The organism is Flavobacterium columnare NBRC 100251 = ATCC 23463, from assembly GCF_002530675.1.
GTDB classification, from domain to species: domain Bacteria; phylum Bacteroidota; class Bacteroidia; order Flavobacteriales; family Flavobacteriaceae; genus Flavobacterium; species Flavobacterium columnare.
The window spans coordinates 1-22,372 of sequence record NZ_PCMX01000073.1; the positions used below are offsets into that span (position 1 = coordinate 1).

Below are 22,372 nucleotides of genomic sequence, written 5' to 3' on the forward strand. Positions count from 1 at the left end.
GGATATGATGACGATAGTAATACCATTTAAACTTTGAAATTTCCTCATAATACTATTTTTTTAACCTTGAGACTGTCCAAAAAGTTCGCAATCTTGTATTTCGACCAAAGGGAGAAATCACATACTATTGATTATGAGACTCCTCCTTACGTAGGAGTAACAAACTGTATGTTGATTTAGACACTATCCTACAAAAACAATAAAAATTAGTGTTGATTCTCGATGCGCTTCGCGCTCGAACTAATGATGATTTCAATTATATACTCAACCGTTTGTTCGAGTTGTTTTAAAATAAAAAAAACAGAGGTAGTGTATTAAAAAGTGTGTAAAACATTTTTATAATCAATATTTCAATGTTCAAAATAAGATAAAGGAAAGAAAATTAAGTGTAGCGTAGCGGAACGTATTTTCTTTCCTTTATCTTATTTCTTTCGTTCTTTTTAATTCCTCTATATCTCTAAAAGCACTTACTGGATACTTGTATGTTTTATATTCTTTTTCCAATGCTACCGAACCCATTAAAGCAATAACTGAAGACACGTTCGGCATGGCTCCTCTCATTTTCAAAACACGCTTGTAATCTCTGTTCAACCGTTCAATCCAGTTGGTCGAATAAACCATTCTTTGAATTTGTGGCGGATAATCTAAATAAGTAAAATAAGCTATATTTCGCTCATTTTTGAAACTTTTTATGCTTGGATATTTACTTTCCCTCTTTTGAACAAAATTAATTAATTTTTCAAATGAAGCAATTGGTGTTGTGCTTTTTGTTTCTACTTGGTATATTTCCTTTAATTCTATTGCTATTTCTACTCGTTTTGTTCGTGGAAAAACAGCTAATATATTTCGTTTAAAATGAACCACACAGAGTTGATGTTTGGCATTAGGGAAGACTTTTGCACTAGCGTTTTCAATAGATGTTAAGCCGTCAGAGACCACTAATCCAATACTTTTTACACCTCTTATTTTTAAGCTCTCCAACTCTTGTTGCCACAATAAAGCTCCTTCTGTGGGATGATTTACAATTGTTAAAACCTCCCTTGTTCCTTCTTCTTTAATACCTAAAATTGTGAAATAGCCTTCTTTCTTAACCGAATCATCTCGCCTTGTATGAACAAAAGTAGCATCAATATAAAGTACTAAATAATGTTCTTCTAAGTCTCTTTTAAGCCATAATTCAATTTCTTTTTACTCTCCTTCATCAAGTAACTTATCTGCTGCTTGCTGTAATCTTTACCGTAAAGTTCTTCATAAACGTCGCTTACTTGCTCTGTTGTTTAACCTTTTCTATAAAGACTAAAAATGAGTTTTCGATGCTCTTCATCCTCATTTCTTAGAACTCCAAGCAATGCTGGATAAAAGGTACCACTTCGTGTTCTTGGTACCTTTAAAACCATTTCTTTGCCAAAACCATTAGTAGTTCTAGTTCTAAATCCATTTGCATAATCCGTGGGATTTTCTGGCTGATGCAATACCCGTTCTGACTTCATAAAGGTCTCTAAGGTCATTTGCATTAATAAATTCGTTCCATTTTCTGAATTTGCAACTTCCAATAATAATTCCGAAATTTGAGCGTGTGTAAAGTCCATAATTGTAAATTTTAATGGTTCATAATTTTAAAATTACAAAAAATTCTTTACACACTTTTTTTGTACAGTATCGAGGATAATGTTGGAACAATATTTGGGCTCGCACTTTTTGGGTTTCTGTCCATTGGTTGGGTTTCTTGGCAATGATATAACGACATCGAGCCAATAGTTGTTTGGGAGTGTCTTGGTTTTCAAAAGTTATTGGAATGTATTTTATTGCTTGCTCCTTTGCTTTTTTGATAGCCTGATTCTCTTTTTCAATCTCCTCCCAGCGATATTTTATCCTTAAATGCTGGAGAGCTTCCATTACCAACTTTACCACATGGAAACGGTCTGTGACAAGGTAACTTTCAGGAAAACACATTCTTGATGCTGATTGCATATTGTTTGCCATATCAAGTGTTATCGATTTTACTTGTTTTCTATGCGAAAGTGGAATTTTAGTAACCACATCAATAATGTCCTGACTTTTGCTGCCTTTTATAACCGCAACTAAGGATTTCTTTTTGCCTCTTCCTTGTTTATTGGTTACAAAAGTATACAGTTCACCTTTTGACAAACTTACTTCATCAATACTTAAATTCTCCCCTATATTTTCGGCATGGTCAAACTGTTTCCAACTTGTAAAACCACTGATTCTTTTTTTGTAATGTCTTGGCAGTAAATCAGCTTTAATGCCGTAATAACTGGCAATATTACTTATCGTATCTTCTCGGGCCTCGACCTGTACCTTTTAAAAAATTCAAAAGTTCAACAGTTAATTTTGGAACCTTCTGCAATAAAAGAATAATCGCTTTTAATTTCTGACTTATCTACTTTATTTCGTCACCTACGTCTTCTGATACCTAAATAAACAGCCTTTCCTCGTATTGGAAAATCTTCTATCAATGTACCCTCACAAAAGCCTTTTGACTCATATTCCTCTGAAATGAAACCTTCGGGAATAATGTTCTTTTCATCAAGATAGATGTAAAAGCAATTCTTTTTTGTTTGAATATCTCCTAATTCTATAAAATCAACAATATCAAAATGACCTAATAATTCTTCGGGTAAAAACGCTGAAAGTATCGAATAATCCATTTACTTTTTTTTGTCGCAATTTACAATTACTCCCCATATGTTTTATGTGAGCCGATAAAACGCTTTATTATACCACATAATTATTTAATTTTGCCAAAACTTTAAGAAATTGTGGGAAGTAAAAATAAATTAAAACGTTTTAAAGAAAACGAAACTTTTGATAATGTTATTCAACCTACTCGTGATGAGGTGGTTAATGGCGTTTTTCCTTACAAAGGAAAATGGCGTTCAACATTTTTCAAAAATGACAATCCTATTATAGTAGAATTAGGATGCGGTAAAGGAGAGTATACCATAGGTTTAGCTTCAAGAAATCCAAATGTAAATTATATAGGAATAGATGTTAAAGGCGCTCGTTTTTGGAGAGGCGCTAAAACAGCCTTAGAAAGCGGTATGAATAATACGGCTTTTGTACGCACTCAAATTGAATTAATAGAAGGAGTTTTTGATACGCATGAAATTGATGAGATCTGGATTACATTTCCCGATCCACAAATTAAATATAAACGCACAAAACATCGTATGACTAACAGTGAGTTCTTAAAAATGTATAAAAGAATTTTAAAGCCCGATGGAATTGTAAATCTAAAAACAGACAGCGAGTTTATGCACGGATATACTTTGGGATTATTACATGGTGAAGGACATGAAGTGCTATATGCTAATCATAATGTATATAAAAACGAAGGTGCTCCTAATGAAGTTCTAGAAATACAAACTTTTTATGAACAACAATATTTAGAAATTAATAAAGCAATTACCTATATCCGTTTTAGAATTAAATAATAGCAAGAGACAAAAATATTTTTTTTGAAAACGAATTAAAAAAAAGAAATCAAGAAAATACTATTCTTATCAATATCAAGTTGCTCAACAAGTATTTCTACGAAGTTAGCAAATAAAAACTATCAAGAATTCAATGTCAATGATGATAGCGAAATAACGGTGTTAGAAAAGGATGATGCATTGCCAAATAATTCAGAATTTATTGAAGATGTCAAAATTGGAGATACTGGATTTACTGCTGATTTCGGATATGAAAAAGTTGTTACAGATGCAAAAAAATCAGCTCTAGACTACCAAAAGATAGTGATTATGGGCTGATTCACTTTTATAGACTAGGAGCATGATTAGATTACAAAATAAAAGATTCTATAATAGACAAATTAAGAAATGGAGAAAAATTTGTTTATAAAACGAAGAAGTTTCGTAATTAGAGTTTTTATGAAACTTTAGAAACTAAAGAAGAAATCAAAATTAATATCGAAAAAGAAAAAAATATTTCGTTAAAAGAAGTATTAATTTTAGATCTCGTTATGGGAAAGATCTGAAATTAAATTAATCGAAAACGATACTGGAGTGAGAGAATTTGATAAATAGAATAAACCACTAAATAACCGTTTTCCTAAATTATGGATCTTGTGATTTATTACAATTGTTAGTTTTTGAAGCTAAAAATTGCATACATTTGCAATAAAAAGTGTTAAAAACATGCAACTTTATAAAGCGATGATAGGTTTAATACAAGTCAAAAAGGAGCGATTTTAAAAATCTTATTTTTATTTAGAAAACACTTATTTAAAAGGAAAATAAAACACCTGATAATTATTTTAGATCAGGAAACAAGAGGGTTCTCTTGAACAAGCTCAAATAAACCAAACGATATAAAATGTCTATTCTTTTAGCCTTTTTTTTAGCCACTTTTTTTTCAAGTATGGGAGTTTTACCGCCAGGGATGCTTAACATGCGCGTGGCAGCTATCAGTATCAAGAAGTCTATAAAAAAGGCTAAAGAATTCATATTAGGAGTATCCATTATAGTAGCATTACAAAGTTTTTTAGGGTTTTATTTTGCTACCTTTTTTCAAGATCATCCACAGTTAACAAAAAATTTAAAATTAGTCGGAATCATTCTATTCATTGCATTAACTATATTCTTTTTAGGAAAAGGAATACAAAATGTAATACAAACTAGTAAATTAGAAACAAGTGAAACAAAAAGTAAAATCTCTCCTTTTTATCAAGGAATTACATTATCTACATTAAATGTTTTTCCCATTCCTTATTATGCTTTTTTAAGTTTATATTTTTCCGCATTCATACCTAATTTTTTTACACCCATCATAGGAATAGCTTATGTTTTAGGAGCTACTTTAGGGAGTGCATTGGTTTATGTTTTATACGCTTTTCTCTTTAAAAAATGGGAAAATAGGATTTCATTTTTTACAAAAAATGTCAATTTTATTATCGCTACAGTTACTGGAATGATTGCTATTTTTACATTATATAAATGGTAGTAATAGTAACTAAAACCTCTCATGAAAATTTCTTTGAACGAGTTTATGAAATAGCACGGCAAATACCTTATGGTAGAGTAACGTCGTATGGAGCTATAGCCAAAGCTCTTGGAGCTAGTAGGTCTGCTAGAATGGTAGGTTGGGCAATGAACGCTTGTCATGGCATGAATGATGTACCAGCACATCGAGTAGTAAACAGAAACGGAGTCTTAACAGGTAAACATCATTTTGATGGGTCTAACGTAATGCAGCAATTGTTAGAAAACGAAGGAGTTGAAGTAGTAGATAACCAAATCCTTGATTTTAAAAAATATTTTTGGGATCCTCAATTAAGTTCTCATTCCATCTAAATTTATTCAAACGCATTCCCTCATTGTTTTCATTTATCATAACATAAAAACTTTTAAACCTCTAAAGTTTCAAACTCCTAAACTTCTCATTATCTTTGCAATCTAAAGTCAGTTTAAATAAAGATAAAGAGGTTAGATAGACTGTTAATAGTTATTAAAATGAAACTAGATAGAAGAGAAATATTAAAAGCGCTTGAGAACATATCTATTGCAGGTGAAGGCAAAAATATGATTGAAAGTGGTGCTGTTACCAATGTATTGACTTTTGGAGATGAAGTCATAGTAGATCTTACTTTAGCAACCCCTGCTATGCACATTAAAAAACGAGCAGAAGATGATATTCGTAAATTAATCCATGAAACATTCTCTCCAGAAATTACGGTAAAAGTAAACATAAAAGTAGAAGTGCCAGAAAAGAATGAAATAAAAGGAAAAACAATTCCTGGAATTTCTAATATTATTGCAGTTGCTTCTGGTAAAGGAGGTGTTGGTAAGTCAACAGTTACAGCAAATTTGGCAGTTACTTTAGGAAAAATGGGATTTAAAGTAGGGGTTTTAGACGCTGATATTTACGGTCCTTCAATGCCTATCATGTTTGATGTTGAAAACGCAAAACCAATATCCGTAGAAATAGAGGGCAAATCAAAAATGAAACCAATAGAAAGTTATGAAATTAAATTACTTTCTATTGGATTTTTTACAGCACCTAGTCAGGCGGTAATATGGCGCGGTCCCATGGCAGCAAAAGCCTTAAATCAAATGGTTTTTGATGCAGCTTGGGGTGAGTTAGATTTTTTGCTTATAGATCTGCCCCCAGGAACAGGAGATATTCATTTATCCATCATGCAGTCCTTGCCTATCACAGGAGCAGTCGTAGTAAGTACCCCACAAGCTGTAGCACTAGCAGATGCTAAAAAAGGAGTGTCTATGTTTTTGTCCGAAAGTATAAATGTACCCGTATTAGGAATTATTGAAAATATGGCATACTTTACACCAGAAGAATTACCAAATAATAAATACCATATTTTTGGTAAAGAAGGAGCTAAAAACTTAGCTGAAGATTTACAAGTTCCTTTCTTAGGAGAAGTGCCAATCGTACAAAGTATTCGCGAAGCAGGAGATTATGGTAGACCCGCAGCTTTACAAACAGGTTCGCCTCTAGAAAAAGTATTTGAAGAAATTGCTCGAAAGGTAGTAGAAGAAACCGTTAAAAGAAATGAAGATCTTCCTCCTACAGAAGCTATTAAGATAACAACAATGGCTGGCTGTTCAGCCATAAAAAAATAGTTTTCAGAAATTATTAGCCACAATAATCCAATATTGTGGCTGTAAGCTGTAAATGCAAATCAAAAAAAAGATGACAAATCAAGAATTAGAACAAAACGTTATAAAGGCTTTAGACGAAATACGTCCTTTTCTTAAGTCCGATGGAGGGGATATTACACTCATTAGTATTGAAGAAAATAAGCTAGTTAAAGTTCGTTTAGAAGGAGCTTGTACAAATTGTAATTTAAATATTAGTACACTAAAAGCAGGCGTAGAGACAACCATTAAAAAATATGCTCCACAAATTGAAAGTGTAATCAATGTTAGTTAACAAGACTAAACAATCGTTAGGAAAATTCTCATTGATAAATATCATGATTTTTATCTGATATTTAGTAGAACTTTAAAATCTTAAATTCCGTTTTAAAATTTAAATGAAATGATAGAAACAGATATACTTATTATAGGTGCAGGACCTACAGGGCTTTTTGCTGTTTTTGAAGCCGGTTTATTAAAACTAAAATGTCACTTAATAGATGGTTTGCCTCAACCAGGAGGTCAATTAACCGAGTTATATCCTAAAAAACCTATTTTTGATATTCCAGGTTTCCCCTCTGTAAATGCAGGTGATTTAGTGGATAACCTAATGGAACAAATCAAACAATTTCAACCTGGTTTTACACTCAATGAAGTAGCTGAAAAAATTCAAAAGCTAGAAGATGGTACCTTTATAGTAACGACTAATAAAGGAACAGAACATCGTGCTAAAGCAGTAGCTATTGCAGGGGGATTAGGTATTTTTGAGCCTAGAAAACCAGTTTTAAAAGATTTAGAATTTTATGAACAAGAAGATAAAGGAGTTGAGTACTTTGTAAAAGATCCTGAAAAATTCCGTAATAAAAAAATTGTAATTTCAGGAGGAGGTGATTCAGCTCTTGACTGGACTGTTTTCTTGTCAAATGTAGCTTCTGAAGTAACATTAGTACATCGTCGTAACGAATTTCGCGGGGCTTTAGACTCTGTTGAAAAAGTACAAGAACTAAAACAACAAGGAAAAATTAAATTAATTACAGAAGCAGAAGTATGCGGTTTCAAAGGTTCTGAACGAATTGAATCCGTAGATATTCAAGTAGGGACAGCAAGAATGAACGTGGTTTGTGATTATTTTATTCCTCTTTTTGGTTTAACACCTAAGTTAGGACCTATTGCTAATTGGGGACTTGAAATTGAAAAAAATGCAATTAAAGTAAATAATGCACTGGATTACCAAACTAATATAGAGGGTATTTATGCTATAGGTGATGTAAATACATATCCAGGTAAATTAAAACTTATTTTATGCGGCTTTCACGAGGCAACTCTTATGTGTCAGAGTGTTTACAACAAATTAAATCCAGGTAAAAAATACGTTTTAAAATATACAACAGTTTCAGGAATTGATGGTTTTGACGGATCCAGAAAAGAAGCTGAAAAAGCAGTTGTAAAAGCAATTCAGTGAAAATATAATATAAATAAAAAAGCTGTCTCAAAAGTAGCCTAATTTGCTGCTTATTTCATTCAGCCGTTTTCTTCTAATCCATCCAAGAAAAATCTAATGACTGAATCAAATAGGTAGGTGGTAACCATATAAGATTAATTATAAAAGAGCCTCCTTGCTTTTGGTATAATAAATTCAAATACTGATTTTTGACTTTTGAGACACCTTTATTTTTTACTCGCCAAATACACGCCACTTAATATAATTCCCGCACCAACTAATTGCATGACATTTAAAGTTTCACCGTCCAATAATCCCCAACTTAAGGCTATAATTGGTATAAAGTATGTAACAGATGAAGCAAATAAAGGAGACGAAATCTGTATAAGTTGATAATATAAGATATTAGCAATACCCGTTCCTACGATCCCTAGGATTAATACAAAAAGAGTTGATTGTATCGTTTTAGTTTGTGTAATAATTTCTCCATATCCATTATAAAATAAAAGGAAAAGAGCAGGAATTAACATTATAGCAAAGTTTCCAGTAGAAATACTCAGCGGGCTAACATCAGGTAAATAATTTTTTATCAAATTTACATTTAAAGCATAACAAACAGTGGCAATAACTACTAATAATGCGTGAAAATAATGTGTTTCTCCATTAGTTTCTTTTCCAAAATAAACTAAAAACAAACACCCTACAAGGCCTAGTACTATACCCATAACCTGATTTCTAACAAAACTCAACCCAAAAGCTAACGCACCAATTAATAACGTGTAAAGAGGAGTTAGTGAATTAAGAACTCCACTTACAGAACTTTTCATTCCAGTTTGTGCATAAGCAAATAGAAAAACAGGCAATCCATTTCCAAATAAAGAAGTTAAAGCAACATATTTCCATTTGTATGAAGGGATTTTAAATAACGATTTAAAACCAATAATTATTAAAAAACTAAAACCAAAAATTAATCGTAACGAACCTAATTGAAAAGGAGTAAGACCAACTAATCCTCTCTTCATCAAAATAAATGAACTACCCCAAATCAGAGACAGTAAAAACAAAAGAAACCATTTGTTGTTTTTGCTCAGCATAATGTATGTTTTTAAAGCCAAAATTCTATTAATTTTTTTTAATTACACTATCGAAATATATATTTTTGTTGTTAATAAATTTAAAATATTGATTATGAATAAATTAATTTGTGCGATAACTATAATAGTTATGATGGTCAGTTGTAAAAATGAGAATGAATCAGTTGATTCAAACATTAAAAAAGAACGGGCTAAAATGGAAAAAATGACAGTAAAAATTAAAGGAATGACTTGTGCTATTGGATGTGCTAAAACAATTGAAAATAAGTTAAATGAGTTAGAAGGAGTTCAAAAAGCAAAAGTTGATTTCAATTCAAAATTAGCTACTATTGAATATGATGGATCTATACATTCGAAAGAATCATTAGTTAAATTTATTCAAGGGATTGCTGATGGTAAAACGTATAAGGTTGAGTAAAATAATAAATAAGTATCTTAAAAAGAAATAAAAGAAAAACATATTTATAATTGATTTTTTTTTATTTCTTTTTGTTTATTTTTGTTAAATTCACTTGTTTTTAGCTTTGTAATTTGTTATTTTATTGTTTTTTGATAGATTTGCAAAAATAATAATAAAATGAAGAGAAAATTACTAAGCTTTAGTTTCTTAGCATTTTCATTTTTTAGTTTTGCCCAAGATGGTAATTTTATAACCGTTAATGGTAATAGAGTAAATTCGACCGATGATTTTAAAAGTTTAAAGTCAATTTATTCAAAAGAAAGAATGATTTCTGCAAAGAAAAAAAGCACAGAAGACCCAATTCTGATCGTACAATTTAAAAAACCTTTGAGTCAAAAGGATCAAAAAAAATTATCTCAAAAAGGAATTAATTTACTAAGTTATTTTTCGGATAACGCCTACTATGCTAGATTAACACCTGGTTTTTATGAGAAGAATGCTAACAATTCTGATATTAAAACAGTTTTTGTGCTCAAACCAGAACACAAAATCGCATCTGAAATTGTTAAAAATAATATTCCAACTTACGCTAAAGAAGGCGAATTAATTGATGTAGTAGTTACTTACCATAAAGGCACTGCAAAAGACCGTCTTGAAGAAGACTTACGGAATGTGGGCGTTAAAACCTTTAGAATAAGTGAAGACTTTAATCAAGTTTTTTGTAAAATATCAAAAGAAAAAATTTTAGAACTAGTAGAGCTAGAAGTTGTTCAAAATGTTGAATTAGCTCCTGCACCTGTAGTTTTAGAAAATAACCCAGGAAGAACTTCCCATAAGGTAAATGTGTTATCATCTAACTTGAGCGAATTAGGATACGGATTAACTGGGAATGGTGTGAAAATTGGTATTTGGGATGGCAATGTTGAGCCCCATAAAGATGCAACCAATAGACTTTTTACCAGAGAATATGAATCTCCAAGTACGCACGGTAGTCACGTTTTTGGTACTATGGCAGGTGCCGGAATTATGGATCCTCTTGCAAAAGGAATGGCACCTAAAGCCACCGTATACGCTTGGAATTTTAATGTTCAATCGAATGGGCTAAAAGTTTATGAAGAACGATTGTTATCTGCTAATAATGATGGAATTGAGCTAACACAAAACTCTTATGGTACTCTTCTTGAAAAAGGGTATAGTACTACTAGATATGATGCTTCTGATAGAGGAGATGACGAGGTAATGGTTAAGAAAAATTATTTATTAACCATGTATTCAAACGGAAATGCGCAAGCTGCAAACCTTGCAGATGGTGGGTTTTATACCTCTACTAAAAATTCTAAAAACGCATTACACGTAGGAGCAAATGATCCGAATGAAACTATGAGTGATTATAGTAGTTTTGGTCCTACAGCTGATGGGCGTTTAGTTCCTCAAATTTCAGGTATAGGTTCAGATGTGTATTCTATGAGTTATAATAATTCATACGAAGTAATGAGTGGTACTTCTATGGCAACCCCAGGAGTTACAGGAACTGTAGCATTATTGTATGAACGTTACAAAAATAAGTTCGGACAAAGACCTTTAGGATCTTTAATGAAAGCCATTGTGTGTAACACAGCAGATGAGTTAGGTAATGTAGGTCCAGATTATAAATATGGATACGGAAAAATCAATGGATTACGGGCTGTTCAAACAATTGATGAAAATAGATTTTATACAGAATCCATCACTAATGGAGTTGATAATCAAAAAGTAATTACGGTTCCAGCGGGTACAAAACAATTAAAAGTAATGCTTTGTTACTCTGATTTACCAGGTGTACCAGGGATAAATACAGTATTAGTCAATGACTTAGATCTTAAAGTATTACGTAATGGTCAGATCTATCTTCCTTGGGTATTAAATCCTATAAAAGCGAATGCTCCAGCAACTAAGGGTATTGATGACCTAAATAACATAGAGCAAGTTACAATTGATAATCCTGAACCAGGGGATTATACAATTGTTGTTAATGGTAAAAATATTCCATTAAATTCGCAAGAATTTTCAGTAGCGTATGATTATATAAAACCTGAGTTTAAATTAACGTATCCTATAGGAAATGAAAAATTAATTCCAGGAACAAAAGAATTTATTCGTTGGGACTATGTAGGAGAGGCAAAGCCTTTTGTTTTAGAATATTCAAATGATGGAGGAAATAGCTATAAACAAATAGCAGAATTGCCTGCAGAAGCAAGAACTTATCTCTGGACAGTACCCAATGAAGTTGGAACTAATTTTAAGATAAGAATTTTAAACGCATTCAAAACAGCTACTTCAAAACAAGTATTTACGTTGATGCCTAGACCCGTAAATTTGAAATCAGAAACAGTTGAAGCTTGTGGTGTTACTAATTTTAAATTAATTTGGGATGCCATTCCTAATGCAAAATATGAAGTTTTAAAATTGAGTGCCAATGGTGAAGATTTTGAAGTTATAGCAGAAACACCTACAAATGAATATACTATAAATACTACAAATAAGAATGTTTATACAGTAAGAGCAATCAGTTTAACAACTAATGCTGTTTCTGAAAGGGCAATTGCAATAATATTAAATCCTTTAAACTCAAAAGACTTAACAGTTAATAGTTTACCATACAAAGAAGACTTTGAAACATTAAGTGCTGCTAACATTGTCTTAACAAGTAATCCAACAGCCAAAGCATCTATTACTTATTCAACGCCAAAAGACAGAAATGCAGTTGTGTTTTTAAGTAATGGGATAGCAGGAACAACACCATGGGTTGCATCTTCTGTATCAGGATTTGGTAGTACATCAACTACAAATGCTTTTAAAGATAATCCAACGTATATCAAAAAAGCTACATTTTGTGAATTTGATGCCACTGCTCTTGCAGGAAAAAAAGTACGCTTAAAATATGATGTACGTTACGAAAACCCTAATTTCTTGTTAGATAAAATTTTCTTAAGAGTTCTTGTTAATGGTACAGAATTAGTAAGTGACCAAGGATATAAATTTATTACTGGAATATCTGGTTCTGGAACGCCTATTTATGATTTAAGTGCTTATGCAGGGGGTAAGATAAATCTTGTTTTTGAAACGGTTATGGATGACAAGGATCTCAAGATTACATCCTCAAATAAAAGACTGACCAATGTATTAAGTATAGATAACGTAATGTTATATGAGGCAACAGATGATCTAGGGATTAATTTTGCTTCTACTAGTGATTCAAAACTTTCAAGTACTTCAACAGCTGTAAAGGTTTCTGTTAGTTTGCTTAATTATAGTGCTAATGAAATTTCGAATATACCAGTATCTTATACAATAAATGGAGGAGCGCCTATTAATGAAGTTATACCAGGGCCTATTGCCCCTATGGCACGTTTCAGCTACGATTTTACAAAAACTCAAGATATGAGTACATTAGGAAGATATACTGTAGTAGTAAAAGCTAATATGATTGGAGACACGAATCCAGCAAATAACACATATAGTTTTAATCGTACCAATAATGGCTCAGATATTGCAATCAGTTCTCCTACAATTGTACATACTAAATGTGATGTTGTTTTTACTGATGATGGAGGACGTTTTGCCAATTACGGAAGTATACCAAGTCCAACAGCAGCAAAAATAGCTACTTTTAGATCCTCAGTTGCTGGTAAAAAAGTAAGAGTAGATTTTACAAGTTTTGATTTAGAAGACCGTTGGGATTATCTAAATATATACAATGGTCCAGATAACAAATCGCCATTAATTGCGTCTTATACAGGAAGCACTATTCCAGCCTCTATAACTTCATCAGCTACTAATGGAGAATTAACATTTGAATTTGTACCCGATGATGCAGTAGCAAAAAGTGGGTGGGTAGCAAACATTACATGTGTTGACTATGTACCTTTTGTAGATGCGGGAATAATATCTATAACAAAACCTGAAACATTAGGAAAAAAAACTACAGAAACAGCTGTAACAGTTGTAGTTAAAAATTACTCTTCTGATGCCAGATCTAATTTACCTGTATTTTATCAGATTAATGGAGGACCAAAAGTAGAGGAAGTAATTGCTTCTATTAATGGTTTAGAACAAAAAGAATATACGTTTACTACAAAAGTAGATTTGACGACTAATCCTGATGAAAATTTTGCATATATAGTTAATGCTGGTATCAATGAAGTTGATACGAACCTAACTAATAATACGAAAGAGAAAAAAGTATACAATAAATATAAATTACCAGAAAATGTTAATACAGACGGATATGCAATTACTAACTTAAATTGGAATACATTCTCTAATGCAAGTGGAGTAACAGGGTATTCAAATTTTAAAAATCTATCTATCCCAGTATTTAAAACAAAAGTTTATTCGCCTAATATTGTTATTTCTAAGAGTGATTTGCCTTTAACTAGATCTTTAACACTAAGTACAGGAGTGTTTACCATTATGGTTATAGATCTAAATAATGATGGTAATTTTAGTGATGAATATTATGAGGGTAAATATTGGGTAAATACAGAAGCAAACGAAGCGAGTTTTGCATCTACTCGAAATACACACTATTTTAAAAATGTTCAAAACAATACAGTAGGAGTTTCTATTCCTTCTGATATACCAACAGGAAATCATGCAGTTCGTTTTATACACATGTTTAGAGATCAAGCAGAATCTTTTAATGTAGTGTTAGGTCCAACAAAGGACGGATTAACAACTTCAAGAAATGATTTTGAAATTGAAGAATACACCTTAAATGTTCAAGAACCTCCAGTTGCAGATGTTGAAATGGTTGAAATCCTTGATTTACGTCCAAGACTTAACAATACAAGTGTTGTAACTGTTAAAATTAAAAATAATTCATTAGTTCCTTTAAAGAACTTTGATATTGCTTATAAAATAAATAGCGGTGCAGAAGTTAAACAAACAGTAACAACAGATGTTAATCCTGCAAGCGAAGCTATTGTTTCGTTTACAACAGAAGCCGATTTAAGAGCGATTCAAGAATATACAATAGAAGCATATACCCAATTAGTTGGTGATGAAAATATTAGTAATAACAAGAAAGTTCTAACAATTAAGCACGTAGCACAAAATATACCAAACAAAGTAGCTAATTTTGATGGTAATGATGATCTATTGATTACTAAAACAAATCAGTTGTTTGAATTAACCAATGGATTTACTTTCGAAACATGGATTAATCAAAAAGCGCCAGCTCCTGTTTTTGGTAGATTTTTTGATAAAGGAAATATCACTGCATTTATAAATAATAATGAAGGACATTCACTATATAAAGAAAATAGTTTAATTATAAGTGTAACTAAAAATTCCGAAACATTTGCTTTAAATACAGCAGCAAATACCATAAGGTTAAATGAATGGACGCACATTGCCGTAACAGTAAGTAAAACCAATCAATATAAAGTGTACATCAACGGCGTTGAAGTCCCTACAAGATTGGTTTCTGGAACAGTTGGGGCTGTAAAAGCTAATAATACTTCTCCCTTACTAATCGGTAATAATGCAACTCTAACCAGAGGATTTAATGGGTATATTGACGAAATCAGAGTTTGGAATACTGAAAGATCAGCAGTAGATATTGCTAATAATCAGAATACTAAATTTTTAGGAAATGAAGAAAATTTACTGTTTTATCTTCCAATAGCTGAAGCAGAAGAAGTTTTTGTATATGATAAGTCTGCTTTAGACAATACTGCCAAGGCTACTAATACAGGCGTAAATTTCCTTCAAACGCCTAAGTTATTAAATAGTTTAGATATGATAGGGCAGTCAGAAAAAGTTTATGATGAAGCTACTAAGACCTATACGTTTTATGTGCCTGATACATTTGACTTAACAAAAACTATTTTTAATTTTACTACTAATATAGTTTCTAGTGCAACGATTAATAATGTTGTACAACTTTCAGGTGTAACAGAAAACAACGTTCCAACAGACTTTGGATTTACAATTCTCGGGTCAGGATTGAATTTAAATGTGTTTGAACACTATATCATAAGAATTAAAAAAGGGTTAAATACAGAATCAAAATTAATTAGCTATAAGTTTTTGAGTGCAGATAATAACGCTTTAGGTAAAAATATAGAAACCGTTATTAATGGAGTAAATGTGGTTGGAAATGCAGGAAATGCCAATCTCTCTAATTTAATTGCAACTTTTGAAACCTCTCCAAATGCTACTGTTTTTGTAGATGGAGTAAAACAATTAAATAATAAAACAGTTGCATTAAACTATGATGGACAGCCCGTTATTATTTGTGTAGTCGCAGAAAATACACTATCAAAAACCTATTATGAAGTAAATTTAGAATCCGCTCTTTCTAATGATAGTTTTGAAAATGAAATAATTTCTGTTTATCCGAATCCAGTAGAGGAAGGACAAACGATATTATTAAACAAAGAAGGAGAAGTAGTTATATACGATTTAGTAGGGAAAAAAGTTTTAGAATCTAAAGAGAAAATTAGAACAGTTGATTTATCAGGATTAAAACCAAGTACTTATTTGTTAGAGCTAACTACCGAGAATAAAAATAAAATTCGTAAAAAAATTGTTATTAAGTAATATTTTCCTAATTTTTTATTAAAAAGACCGTCATTAGACGGTCTTTTTTGTTATAAATGATTCGCCCTTTTAATATACTTTTTATCTTTGTTCCGATGAAGCAGAATTACCCTACCTATGAAAAGTTAAAAAGCAGAACACTGATTGACTATTTGTTTACAAATGGAAAATCCGTTTCAAAATATCCTTTGCGTCTAGTTTTTGCTGAGGTATCGGAGTTAAAAAACACCAATACAAACCTACAAATAGGAGTATCCGTTTCTAAAAAATACTTTAAGAAGGCGGTAGATAGAAACTATTACAAACGTGTATTAAGAGAGGTATATCGTTTGAATAAGGAAGGTTTTACGGAGTCTATTTTAGAAAAAAAATATATAATGATGCTAATGTATCAAACAAAAGACCGTTTAGATTTTCATGAAATTAATGATAAAATAAAAAGTTTATTAATCAAGTTTAATGAACAATTAAGCAAACAGGAGTTTAAATAACTCCTGCCTTTTTTGCTGCTCTTACGATATCTTCGTCACTTCCGATTTCAATGTCTAAGAATTTCTTAATATTTGCTTTTCTTTTTTCAATAGAGCTCATAGAAAGATTTAGATAATTCGGAATATTTTTGGTTTTTATCCCTTTAGAAAGTAAAGAAATGATCTGACGATTCGTTTCATCCAAATAAGCCTTATTAGATAATAATTCTTTTACATTATGATCCACTGTAAGACTTCGGTAATTTTGTCCTTTCACGATTTTGTCGAAAGCTATTAATAATTCATCTGCGGTAAAATCACTTTTTACTAATATCCCATCTGGATTTACACGTTTTATCATATCTAATAAAATAATAGATTCAGAATGAGACGTAAGAAAAACAATTTTTGTGTTAGGTCTGTTTTTCCTCATTATTTTAGCTAGATCAATGCCATTTTCTATGCTGCCCTCTTTGTATGGAGGTAAGTTATGATCTAAAAAAGCCACATCAAAATGAGCGTTTGATTCTATCAGTTTTAAAGCACTTTCACAATTATAAGCAACCGTATATCGATGTTGTATCCAAAATCGTTGTATGAAAGAATTACTTTATAACCTTCAATCATAGAAGGGTGATCATCTACTATAAGTATTCTAATGTCCATGGTATATTTAAAGTTAATTTTGTTAGTATGGCAATGATAAATTTATATGAGTCCCTTTGTTAATAGTTGAGTAAAATTTTACCTCTCCATTCATAGACTTAGCTCTTGAATTTATATTCTTGATACCTATTCCTTCTTTTACTTTATTTATATCAAAACCAACTCCGTTGTCTTCTATGTCTATAATTAAACGATCAAGTACTCTTTTTATTGATAAAATTACTAATGTTGCATGAGAGTATTTATACGTATTTTGAAGGGATTCTTGTAAAATTCTATAGATGTCTATTTTTGTTGAAGTTTCAATAGCTTCCCAAATAATATTCGGATCCATTTCTAGTATGTATTCTATATTAATTGCGTTGCAATAGTCTTCAAATAGATTTTGAATGATCAACTTAAAGCTTTCTTTTTCTAAGAAAGTGTCTTGATTCAAATCATGCGAAATGTTACGTAATTCTTTTTCTATATTTTGAATATTTTCTATATGTTTTAAACACTTCTGAATGGTTTCTGGGTCTTGTCTTTTTGATAATATAAACAAATTCAATCGAGTACTGGTTAGTTTGCTCATAACTCCGTCATGTAACTCTTGAGATATCCTCTTTTTTTCTTGTTGTCTGGTATCATTTATCAAATGTTGTTGTTGGAGCATTAATTTATAAATTTGCTCATTACTTTCTTGTTGTTCTCTTTCAAACTGAAGTTGTTTGTTTTTACTACTTTGACTTTTATTGTTATATAATAAGATTAATAGGATAATCATTCCAGAACTTCCAAATAAAATAAGCCACCTTTGCGAAGAAATCTCATCTTTTTCCTCTTGGATGATCTTTTTTTCGGTTAGAATTTCATCTGTTTCATACTCAATTCTAGCAAAACTATTGCGCTTGTTAAATTCAACGGTTTGTATACTATCGCTTAAATTAATGTATTCTTCGTATAAATTATATTGATTCTTTTTATCTATTTTTGATAATAATCTTAATGCTCTTAATTCATCTTCAAGAATTTTATTCTTAGATGCAATTTGTTTAGCATTTCTTAGAAAATAGATAGCTTTTGTAGTGTTTTTTTTATACAAATAAAGTTCGCCTAAATAAATATTTGACAGAACAATGCCAGGTATGTTGTTTTCTTTTTTCCTAATTTCCAATGACTCATAAAGCTTTTCTTCTGCTATTTCTAAATTATCTAACTGCATTTCGGCATAAGCCTTATTACTAATGAGTGATGAGTAGGTGTAAGAACCAATTTTTTCAGGACTGGTAAAGAATAGACCTTCCTCATATTGGGCAATTGCTTCATGATAGGCTTTTTTCTTTGTATAAGCTTTTCCTAAAAAATTATAAATTTGTGCTTTTAGTGCTTCATACTGCGGATCTTTTATTAATAAACTTACAATAGATAAGGCTTTGTTATAATATATAATAGCTTCGTCAGGACTATTTAAACCTACAAGCACATTACCAAGATTTAAATAACAATCATATATAAGTCTTGTGTCATTAAGGATTTTTGCAATTTTTAAAACTTTTATGAATTCAACCTCTGCACCCGAAAAATCTTTTTCATATAATAAAATCTCTGCTTTAGAAAACTTTACACGAGTTAATTCTTCGGTTTTTTTTAAAGACTCGTAGTTTTTTTCAGATTTAGTATAGTAATAGTAGGCGCTATCGTTTTTGAAGTTTAAATAATAATAATCTCCAATATAATGATAGCCTCTTGCTATATTTGCAGAATCTTTAGCTTTTTTTGAAAGTTGAAAGGCTAATCTTGAAACGCGAAGATAATTTTCTGAATCACCTAGATTATAATACTTTCCAGCCAGTTTGAAATAATTTTCTCTAAGGCTGGAAGTATTATGTATGCTTTTTTGTAACTCATTTTCAATTATATGAATATCTTTTTCTTTATCTTTTTTTGACGAATTTGGGGTGTTAGAGCTGTCTAAATATTTTTTAATTTTTAGATCATGATCCATCTCTGCCTCGTTTTTACAAGAAAACAGAAAAAGGGTTAAAAAGAGTATTAGTAAGTATTTGTATTTATTCAAGTTTTTTTTACCAAATTTAATAAAAACTTTATTGATATGTTTTTTAAATGAAGGCAAAACTCTTGATGTATTACTATTAATAAAAAGATTCTAAATTGTGATAAACTAATTCAAATGAGTTTTGTGGTGGTTGTTTAGATTTGTAGAAAGATAATTCAATTTTGTATGATACTATTCTGGTTTCTTAGGTCTAAGAATAGGTTCTCCATCTGTGTCGTACTCTAAGGAGTAATTGGATTGATTTAGAAGAGAATTTTGTTCTTCAGACATTCTAGCAGTAGGGTCTATAGAATAAGATCCATCTCCGTTTTCTGTACAAGTTATAGGAGAAATAAATAGTAAAAACATACCCGAAAATAAATAGATTTTTTTCATAATTTGTTGATTTTTATTTGTGTTATAAAATTGATTTTTAAAGTCTATAAATGTTTTATATTTATAAAATGGTAATTAAATTTTTATAGAATAGACTATTCAGGTTTTTTAGGTCTAATTATTGGTTCTCCATCTGCGGTGTACTCTAAGGTATAATTGGATTCATTCAGAAGAGTTTTTTGCTCTTCAGACATCCTAACAGTAGGGTCTATAGAATAAGATCCACCTCCGTTTTCAGTACAAGTTATAGGAGAAATAAACAGTAAAAACATACCTGAAAATAAATAGATTTCCTTCATAATTTATTGATTTTAAATCAGTTACTTAGGATGTGAAATTAATTGTTTTTTTTTTGAATACGTTACGGTTTTTCCGTACATTTTGTTAAATATTTTTAACATTTATGGCAGTTTATATAATAGGAGACATTCATGGGGCATACAAAGGACTGCTACAAGTAATCCGTTTAACTCCTTTGAAACTAGGAGATACACTTATTTTTTTAGGAGACTATGTAGATGGTTGGAGCGAAAGTCCTCTGGTTTTAGATTTTTTAATTGATTTAAAAAAGTATTACAATTGTATTTATATAAGAGGAAATCATGATGAGTTACTTTTAGATTGGCTAAAAAATCAGAATGAAAACCTGTTGTGGTATAACAGTGGGGGAAGATCAACGATTGAAGCTTATGAAAATATAAGCATAGAAATTAGAAATAAGCATATTCATTTTTTATCTAGTTTAAAAGATTATTACTTAGATAATAAAAATAGACTTTTTGTGCATGCAGGATTTACTAACTTAAAGGGAGTAGAATACGAATATTATCCAAGATTGCTTTATTGGGACAGAACACTATGGGAAATGGCATTGTGTTTAGATCCTGATATAAGTTCTGAAAGTGCATTTTTTCCTAAACGCTTACAAGTATATAAAGAAATTTTTATAGGCCATACTCCCGTTACAAATTTAGATATTACAACTCCTTTAAAAAAAGCTAATGTTTGGAACCTAGATACAGGAGCTGCCTTTAAAGGGTGTATTACAATCTTAAATCTTGAAAAAAAAGAATTTTGGCAAAGTGATCCTATCTATACACTCTACCCAAATGAAAAAGGTAGAAATTAAATACAAGTTTATATATTTGCTAAAAAAAATAGTTATGAAAAAAGTTTTTATTTTAGTAGCAACTCTAATAGGATTCATGTCACAGGCTCAAGAAGCTTATAAGGGTAAAGGAGATACAAAGTTTCATGTAGGTGCTAATTTGCAATCAGGAGGAACGGGTCTAAATGTAGGAACAGATTTTGGATTGGGAGAAAATATTTCGGTAGGAGTTGTAGCAAATTACTTATTAGGTGTTAAATCAATTGAAGGGGATGATTATGACTTTTTAGACAGAGCAGATCTTAAAGCTCGATTTAATGCCAATATTGGTAAAGTTTTAACATTGCCAGAGCAGATAGATGTGTATCCAGGTTTAGATTTAGGATTAAGAAACTTTGGAGGACATTTAGGAGCTCGTTATTTCTTTTCAGAAGGATTTGGCTTACAAGTAGAAACAGGAGTGCCTTTTGCCAAATACAAAAAAGACCCAGTTGGATTTGATCGTTTAAATAATCAGTTTTATGTTAATCTAAGTGCTGTTTTTAATCTGTAATGAGTGTTGTTGAAAAAAAGTTAAAGGATCGTAGTAATTCAAAATGCGAACTTTGCGGAACTGAACACGATTTACAAGTTTATACAGTAGCTCCCAAAACAACTGAAAGTTTAGAAGATTCTATATTGGCCTGTAAAACCTGTGTAGATCAAATTAACAATCCAGAATTAACAGACGCGAATCATTGGCATTGTTTGTCTGATTCTATGTGGAATGAACATTTACCAGTACAAATAGTGTCTTGGCGTATGCTTACCCGACTAAACAAAACGGATTTAGTTGATATGATGTACTTAGACGATGAATCATTGGAATGGGCAAAAGCAACTGGAGAAGGGGTACAGGAGGATACAATTGTACACAAAGATTCCAACGGAAATGTGCTTCAGGATGGTGATTCTGTTGTTTTAATTAAAGACCTTGATGTAAAAGGAGCTAATTTTACAGCTAAAAGAGGAGCGGCTGTACATAACATAAAGTTGGTTTGGGATAATCCTGAACAAATTGAAGGAAGAGTTGAAGGACAATACATTGTTATTTTAACTCAATATGTAAAAAAAACAAAATAAGACTGTTTAAAAGTTTATGATTTTGTCATCCTTAACGAGTGAACCTGATCGTTTTATTTAAATACTAAAATTAATTAATCCTATTAGGTGCAATAGTAAGACTAGTTCTTGTGTTGGGATGCTAAAATAGACATTTATTTTAAAAAGTTTAAAAATTTATTTTGTTGTATTTTTTTGATTGCTAGTCATTTGAAAAATAAAGTATATTTTTTTTAAAAATAAAGTCATTTAAGATTTGGAAATATAAAGAAAATCTGCTTATATTTGCACCAGCAATGCGGAAGTAGCTCAGTTGGTAGAGCTCCAGCCTTCCAAGCTGGTTGTCGCGAGTTCGAGCCTCGTCTTCCGCTCAAAGCCTTGAAGAAATTCAAGGCTTTTTTATTTTCCGGTTTAATAGTCAAAAATAGTTGGTAAAAACGGATCAAGAACAAAAGT

The 22,372-nt window shown here is 31.0% G+C and carries 23 protein-coding genes and 1 tRNA gene; 14 read left to right on the forward strand and 10 right to left on the reverse strand.

What is annotated here, in order from left to right; translation table 11 throughout:
- Nucleotides 1-417: 417 nt before the first annotated feature.
- The 4 genes from B0A78_RS10310 to B0A78_RS10320 all read right to left on the reverse strand — a co-directional run bounded on the left by B0A78_RS10310 (nucleotide 418) and on the right by B0A78_RS10320 (nucleotide 2,669).
- Entirely contained in the window at nucleotides 418-1,182 is a 765-nt protein-coding gene (locus tag B0A78_RS10310; protein ID WP_123907287.1) for an IS256 family transposase, read from the reverse strand.
- A 95-nt stretch (nucleotides 1,183-1,277) separates the two neighbouring features.
- Entirely contained in the window at nucleotides 1,278-1,589 is a 312-nt protein-coding gene (locus B0A78_RS14985; protein ID WP_065213317.1) for a transposase, read from the reverse strand.
- Between the two features lie 19 nt (nucleotides 1,590-1,608).
- On the reverse strand, nucleotides 1,609-2,292 hold the full coding sequence (locus B0A78_RS10315; protein ID WP_317044841.1) for an ISAon1 family transposase: 684 nt from the start codon (nucleotides 2,290-2,292) through the stop codon (nucleotides 1,609-1,611).
- A gap of 122 nt (nucleotides 2,293-2,414) precedes the next feature.
- A complete protein-coding gene (locus tag B0A78_RS10320) occupies nucleotides 2,415-2,669 on the reverse strand; it encodes an ISAon1 family transposase N-terminal region protein (protein WP_231138877.1) in 255 nt (84 codons plus the stop codon).
- Nucleotides 2,670-2,780: 111 nt separating this feature from the next.
- Between B0A78_RS10320 and trmB the strand changes: the two genes are divergently transcribed.
- The 7 genes from trmB to B0A78_RS10350 all read left to right on the forward strand — a co-directional run bounded on the left by trmB (nucleotide 2,781) and on the right by B0A78_RS10350 (nucleotide 8,079).
- Nucleotides 2,781-3,455: a tRNA (guanosine(46)-N7)-methyltransferase TrmB gene (trmB, locus tag B0A78_RS10325; RefSeq protein ID WP_075348569.1), complete on the forward strand. Its 675-nt coding sequence runs from the start codon at nucleotides 2,781-2,783 to the stop codon at nucleotides 3,453-3,455.
- A 180-nt stretch (nucleotides 3,456-3,635) separates the two neighbouring features.
- Nucleotides 3,636-3,773, forward strand: a complete 138-nt coding sequence (locus tag B0A78_RS14510) for a hypothetical protein (RefSeq protein ID WP_155761341.1) — start codon at nucleotides 3,636-3,638, stop codon at nucleotides 3,771-3,773.
- Between the two features lie 565 nt (nucleotides 3,774-4,338).
- Nucleotides 4,339-4,965 (forward strand): LysE family transporter, encoded by a 627-nt coding sequence (locus B0A78_RS10330; protein WP_014165681.1) that lies wholly within the window; start codon nucleotides 4,339-4,341, stop codon nucleotides 4,963-4,965.
- Nucleotides 4,959-5,315, forward strand: a complete 357-nt coding sequence (locus B0A78_RS10335; RefSeq protein WP_014165682.1) for an MGMT family protein — start codon at nucleotides 4,959-4,961, stop codon at nucleotides 5,313-5,315. Before B0A78_RS10330 ends, B0A78_RS10335 begins: the two co-directional genes overlap by 7 nt.
- A gap of 159 nt (nucleotides 5,316-5,474) precedes the next feature.
- Nucleotides 5,475-6,602: an Mrp/NBP35 family ATP-binding protein gene (locus B0A78_RS10340; protein WP_014165683.1), complete on the forward strand. Its 1,128-nt coding sequence runs from the start codon at nucleotides 5,475-5,477 to the stop codon at nucleotides 6,600-6,602.
- A gap of 70 nt (nucleotides 6,603-6,672) precedes the next feature.
- A complete protein-coding gene (locus B0A78_RS10345; RefSeq protein ID WP_014165684.1) occupies nucleotides 6,673-6,912 on the forward strand; it encodes a NifU family protein in 240 nt (79 codons plus the stop codon).
- 108 nt (nucleotides 6,913-7,020) lie between these two features.
- Nucleotides 7,021-8,079 (forward strand): NAD(P)/FAD-dependent oxidoreductase, encoded by a 1,059-nt coding sequence (locus B0A78_RS10350; protein WP_014165685.1) that lies wholly within the window; start codon nucleotides 7,021-7,023, stop codon nucleotides 8,077-8,079.
- A 206-nt stretch (nucleotides 8,080-8,285) separates the two neighbouring features.
- Here the strand turns inward: B0A78_RS10350 and B0A78_RS10355 are convergent, their stop codons facing one another.
- Nucleotides 8,286-9,152 (reverse strand): DMT family transporter, encoded by an 867-nt coding sequence (locus tag B0A78_RS10355; RefSeq protein WP_041253229.1) that lies wholly within the window; start codon nucleotides 9,150-9,152, stop codon nucleotides 8,286-8,288.
- 94 nt (nucleotides 9,153-9,246) lie between these two features.
- Here B0A78_RS10355 and B0A78_RS10360 point away from each other — a divergent pair, with 94 nt between their 5' ends.
- The 3 genes from B0A78_RS10360 (at nucleotide 9,247) to rnpA (ending at nucleotide 16,628) form a co-directional block, all read left to right on the forward strand.
- Nucleotides 9,247-9,570, forward strand: a complete 324-nt coding sequence (locus B0A78_RS10360; protein ID WP_041253432.1) for a heavy-metal-associated domain-containing protein — start codon at nucleotides 9,247-9,249, stop codon at nucleotides 9,568-9,570.
- 159 nt (nucleotides 9,571-9,729) lie between these two features.
- Nucleotides 9,730-16,137 (forward strand): S8 family serine peptidase, encoded by a 6,408-nt coding sequence (locus B0A78_RS10365; protein WP_097609657.1) that lies wholly within the window; start codon nucleotides 9,730-9,732, stop codon nucleotides 16,135-16,137.
- A gap of 95 nt (nucleotides 16,138-16,232) precedes the next feature.
- A complete protein-coding gene (rnpA, locus tag B0A78_RS10370) occupies nucleotides 16,233-16,628 on the forward strand; it encodes a ribonuclease P protein component (protein WP_014165689.1) in 396 nt (131 codons plus the stop codon).
- Here the strand turns inward: rnpA and B0A78_RS10375 are convergent.
- The 5 genes from B0A78_RS10375 to B0A78_RS10390 all read right to left on the reverse strand — a co-directional run bounded on the left by B0A78_RS10375 (nucleotide 16,621) and on the right by B0A78_RS10390 (nucleotide 20,006).
- Complete coding sequence (locus B0A78_RS10375; protein WP_097609658.1) at nucleotides 16,621-17,205, reverse strand: response regulator; 585 nt, start codon at nucleotides 17,203-17,205, stop codon at nucleotides 16,621-16,623. The two genes, rnpA and B0A78_RS10375, sit on opposite strands and share 8 nt — an antisense overlap.
- On the reverse strand, nucleotides 17,145-17,273 hold the full coding sequence (locus B0A78_RS14990) for a hypothetical protein (protein ID WP_262494798.1): 129 nt from the start codon (nucleotides 17,271-17,273) through the stop codon (nucleotides 17,145-17,147). Before B0A78_RS14990 ends, B0A78_RS10375 begins: the two co-directional genes overlap by 61 nt.
- Before the next feature lie 22 nt (nucleotides 17,274-17,295).
- Nucleotides 17,296-19,260 carry a tetratricopeptide repeat-containing sensor histidine kinase gene (locus B0A78_RS10380; protein ID WP_123907289.1) on the reverse strand — a complete coding sequence of 655 codons (1,965 nt, stop codon included), beginning with the start codon at nucleotides 19,258-19,260 and terminating at the stop codon, nucleotides 17,296-17,298.
- A 243-nt stretch (nucleotides 19,261-19,503) separates the two neighbouring features.
- Nucleotides 19,504-19,707: a hypothetical protein gene (locus tag B0A78_RS10385; RefSeq protein ID WP_014165692.1), complete on the reverse strand. Its 204-nt coding sequence runs from the start codon at nucleotides 19,705-19,707 to the stop codon at nucleotides 19,504-19,506.
- Between the two features lie 95 nt (nucleotides 19,708-19,802).
- Complete coding sequence (locus B0A78_RS10390; RefSeq protein WP_077225515.1) at nucleotides 19,803-20,006, reverse strand: hypothetical protein; 204 nt, start codon at nucleotides 20,004-20,006, stop codon at nucleotides 19,803-19,805.
- A gap of 104 nt (nucleotides 20,007-20,110) precedes the next feature.
- Here B0A78_RS10390 and B0A78_RS10395 point away from each other — a divergent pair, with 104 nt between their 5' ends.
- The 4 genes from B0A78_RS10395 (at nucleotide 20,111) to B0A78_RS10410 (ending at nucleotide 22,287) form a co-directional block, all read left to right on the forward strand.
- A complete protein-coding gene (locus B0A78_RS10395) occupies nucleotides 20,111-20,836 on the forward strand; it encodes a metallophosphoesterase family protein (protein WP_014165694.1) in 726 nt (241 codons plus the stop codon).
- A gap of 34 nt (nucleotides 20,837-20,870) precedes the next feature.
- On the forward strand, nucleotides 20,871-21,368 hold the full coding sequence (locus B0A78_RS10400; RefSeq protein ID WP_041253433.1) for a DUF6646 family protein: 498 nt from the start codon (nucleotides 20,871-20,873) through the stop codon (nucleotides 21,366-21,368).
- Nucleotides 21,368-21,937: a PhnA domain-containing protein gene (locus B0A78_RS10405; protein ID WP_014165696.1), complete on the forward strand. Its 570-nt coding sequence runs from the start codon at nucleotides 21,368-21,370 to the stop codon at nucleotides 21,935-21,937. The genes B0A78_RS10400 and B0A78_RS10405 overlap by 1 nt, the downstream gene beginning before the upstream one ends.
- A gap of 277 nt (nucleotides 21,938-22,214) precedes the next feature.
- Nucleotides 22,215-22,287: transfer RNA gene (locus B0A78_RS10410), tRNA-Gly, on the forward strand.
- Nucleotides 22,288-22,372 lie beyond the last annotated feature (85 nt).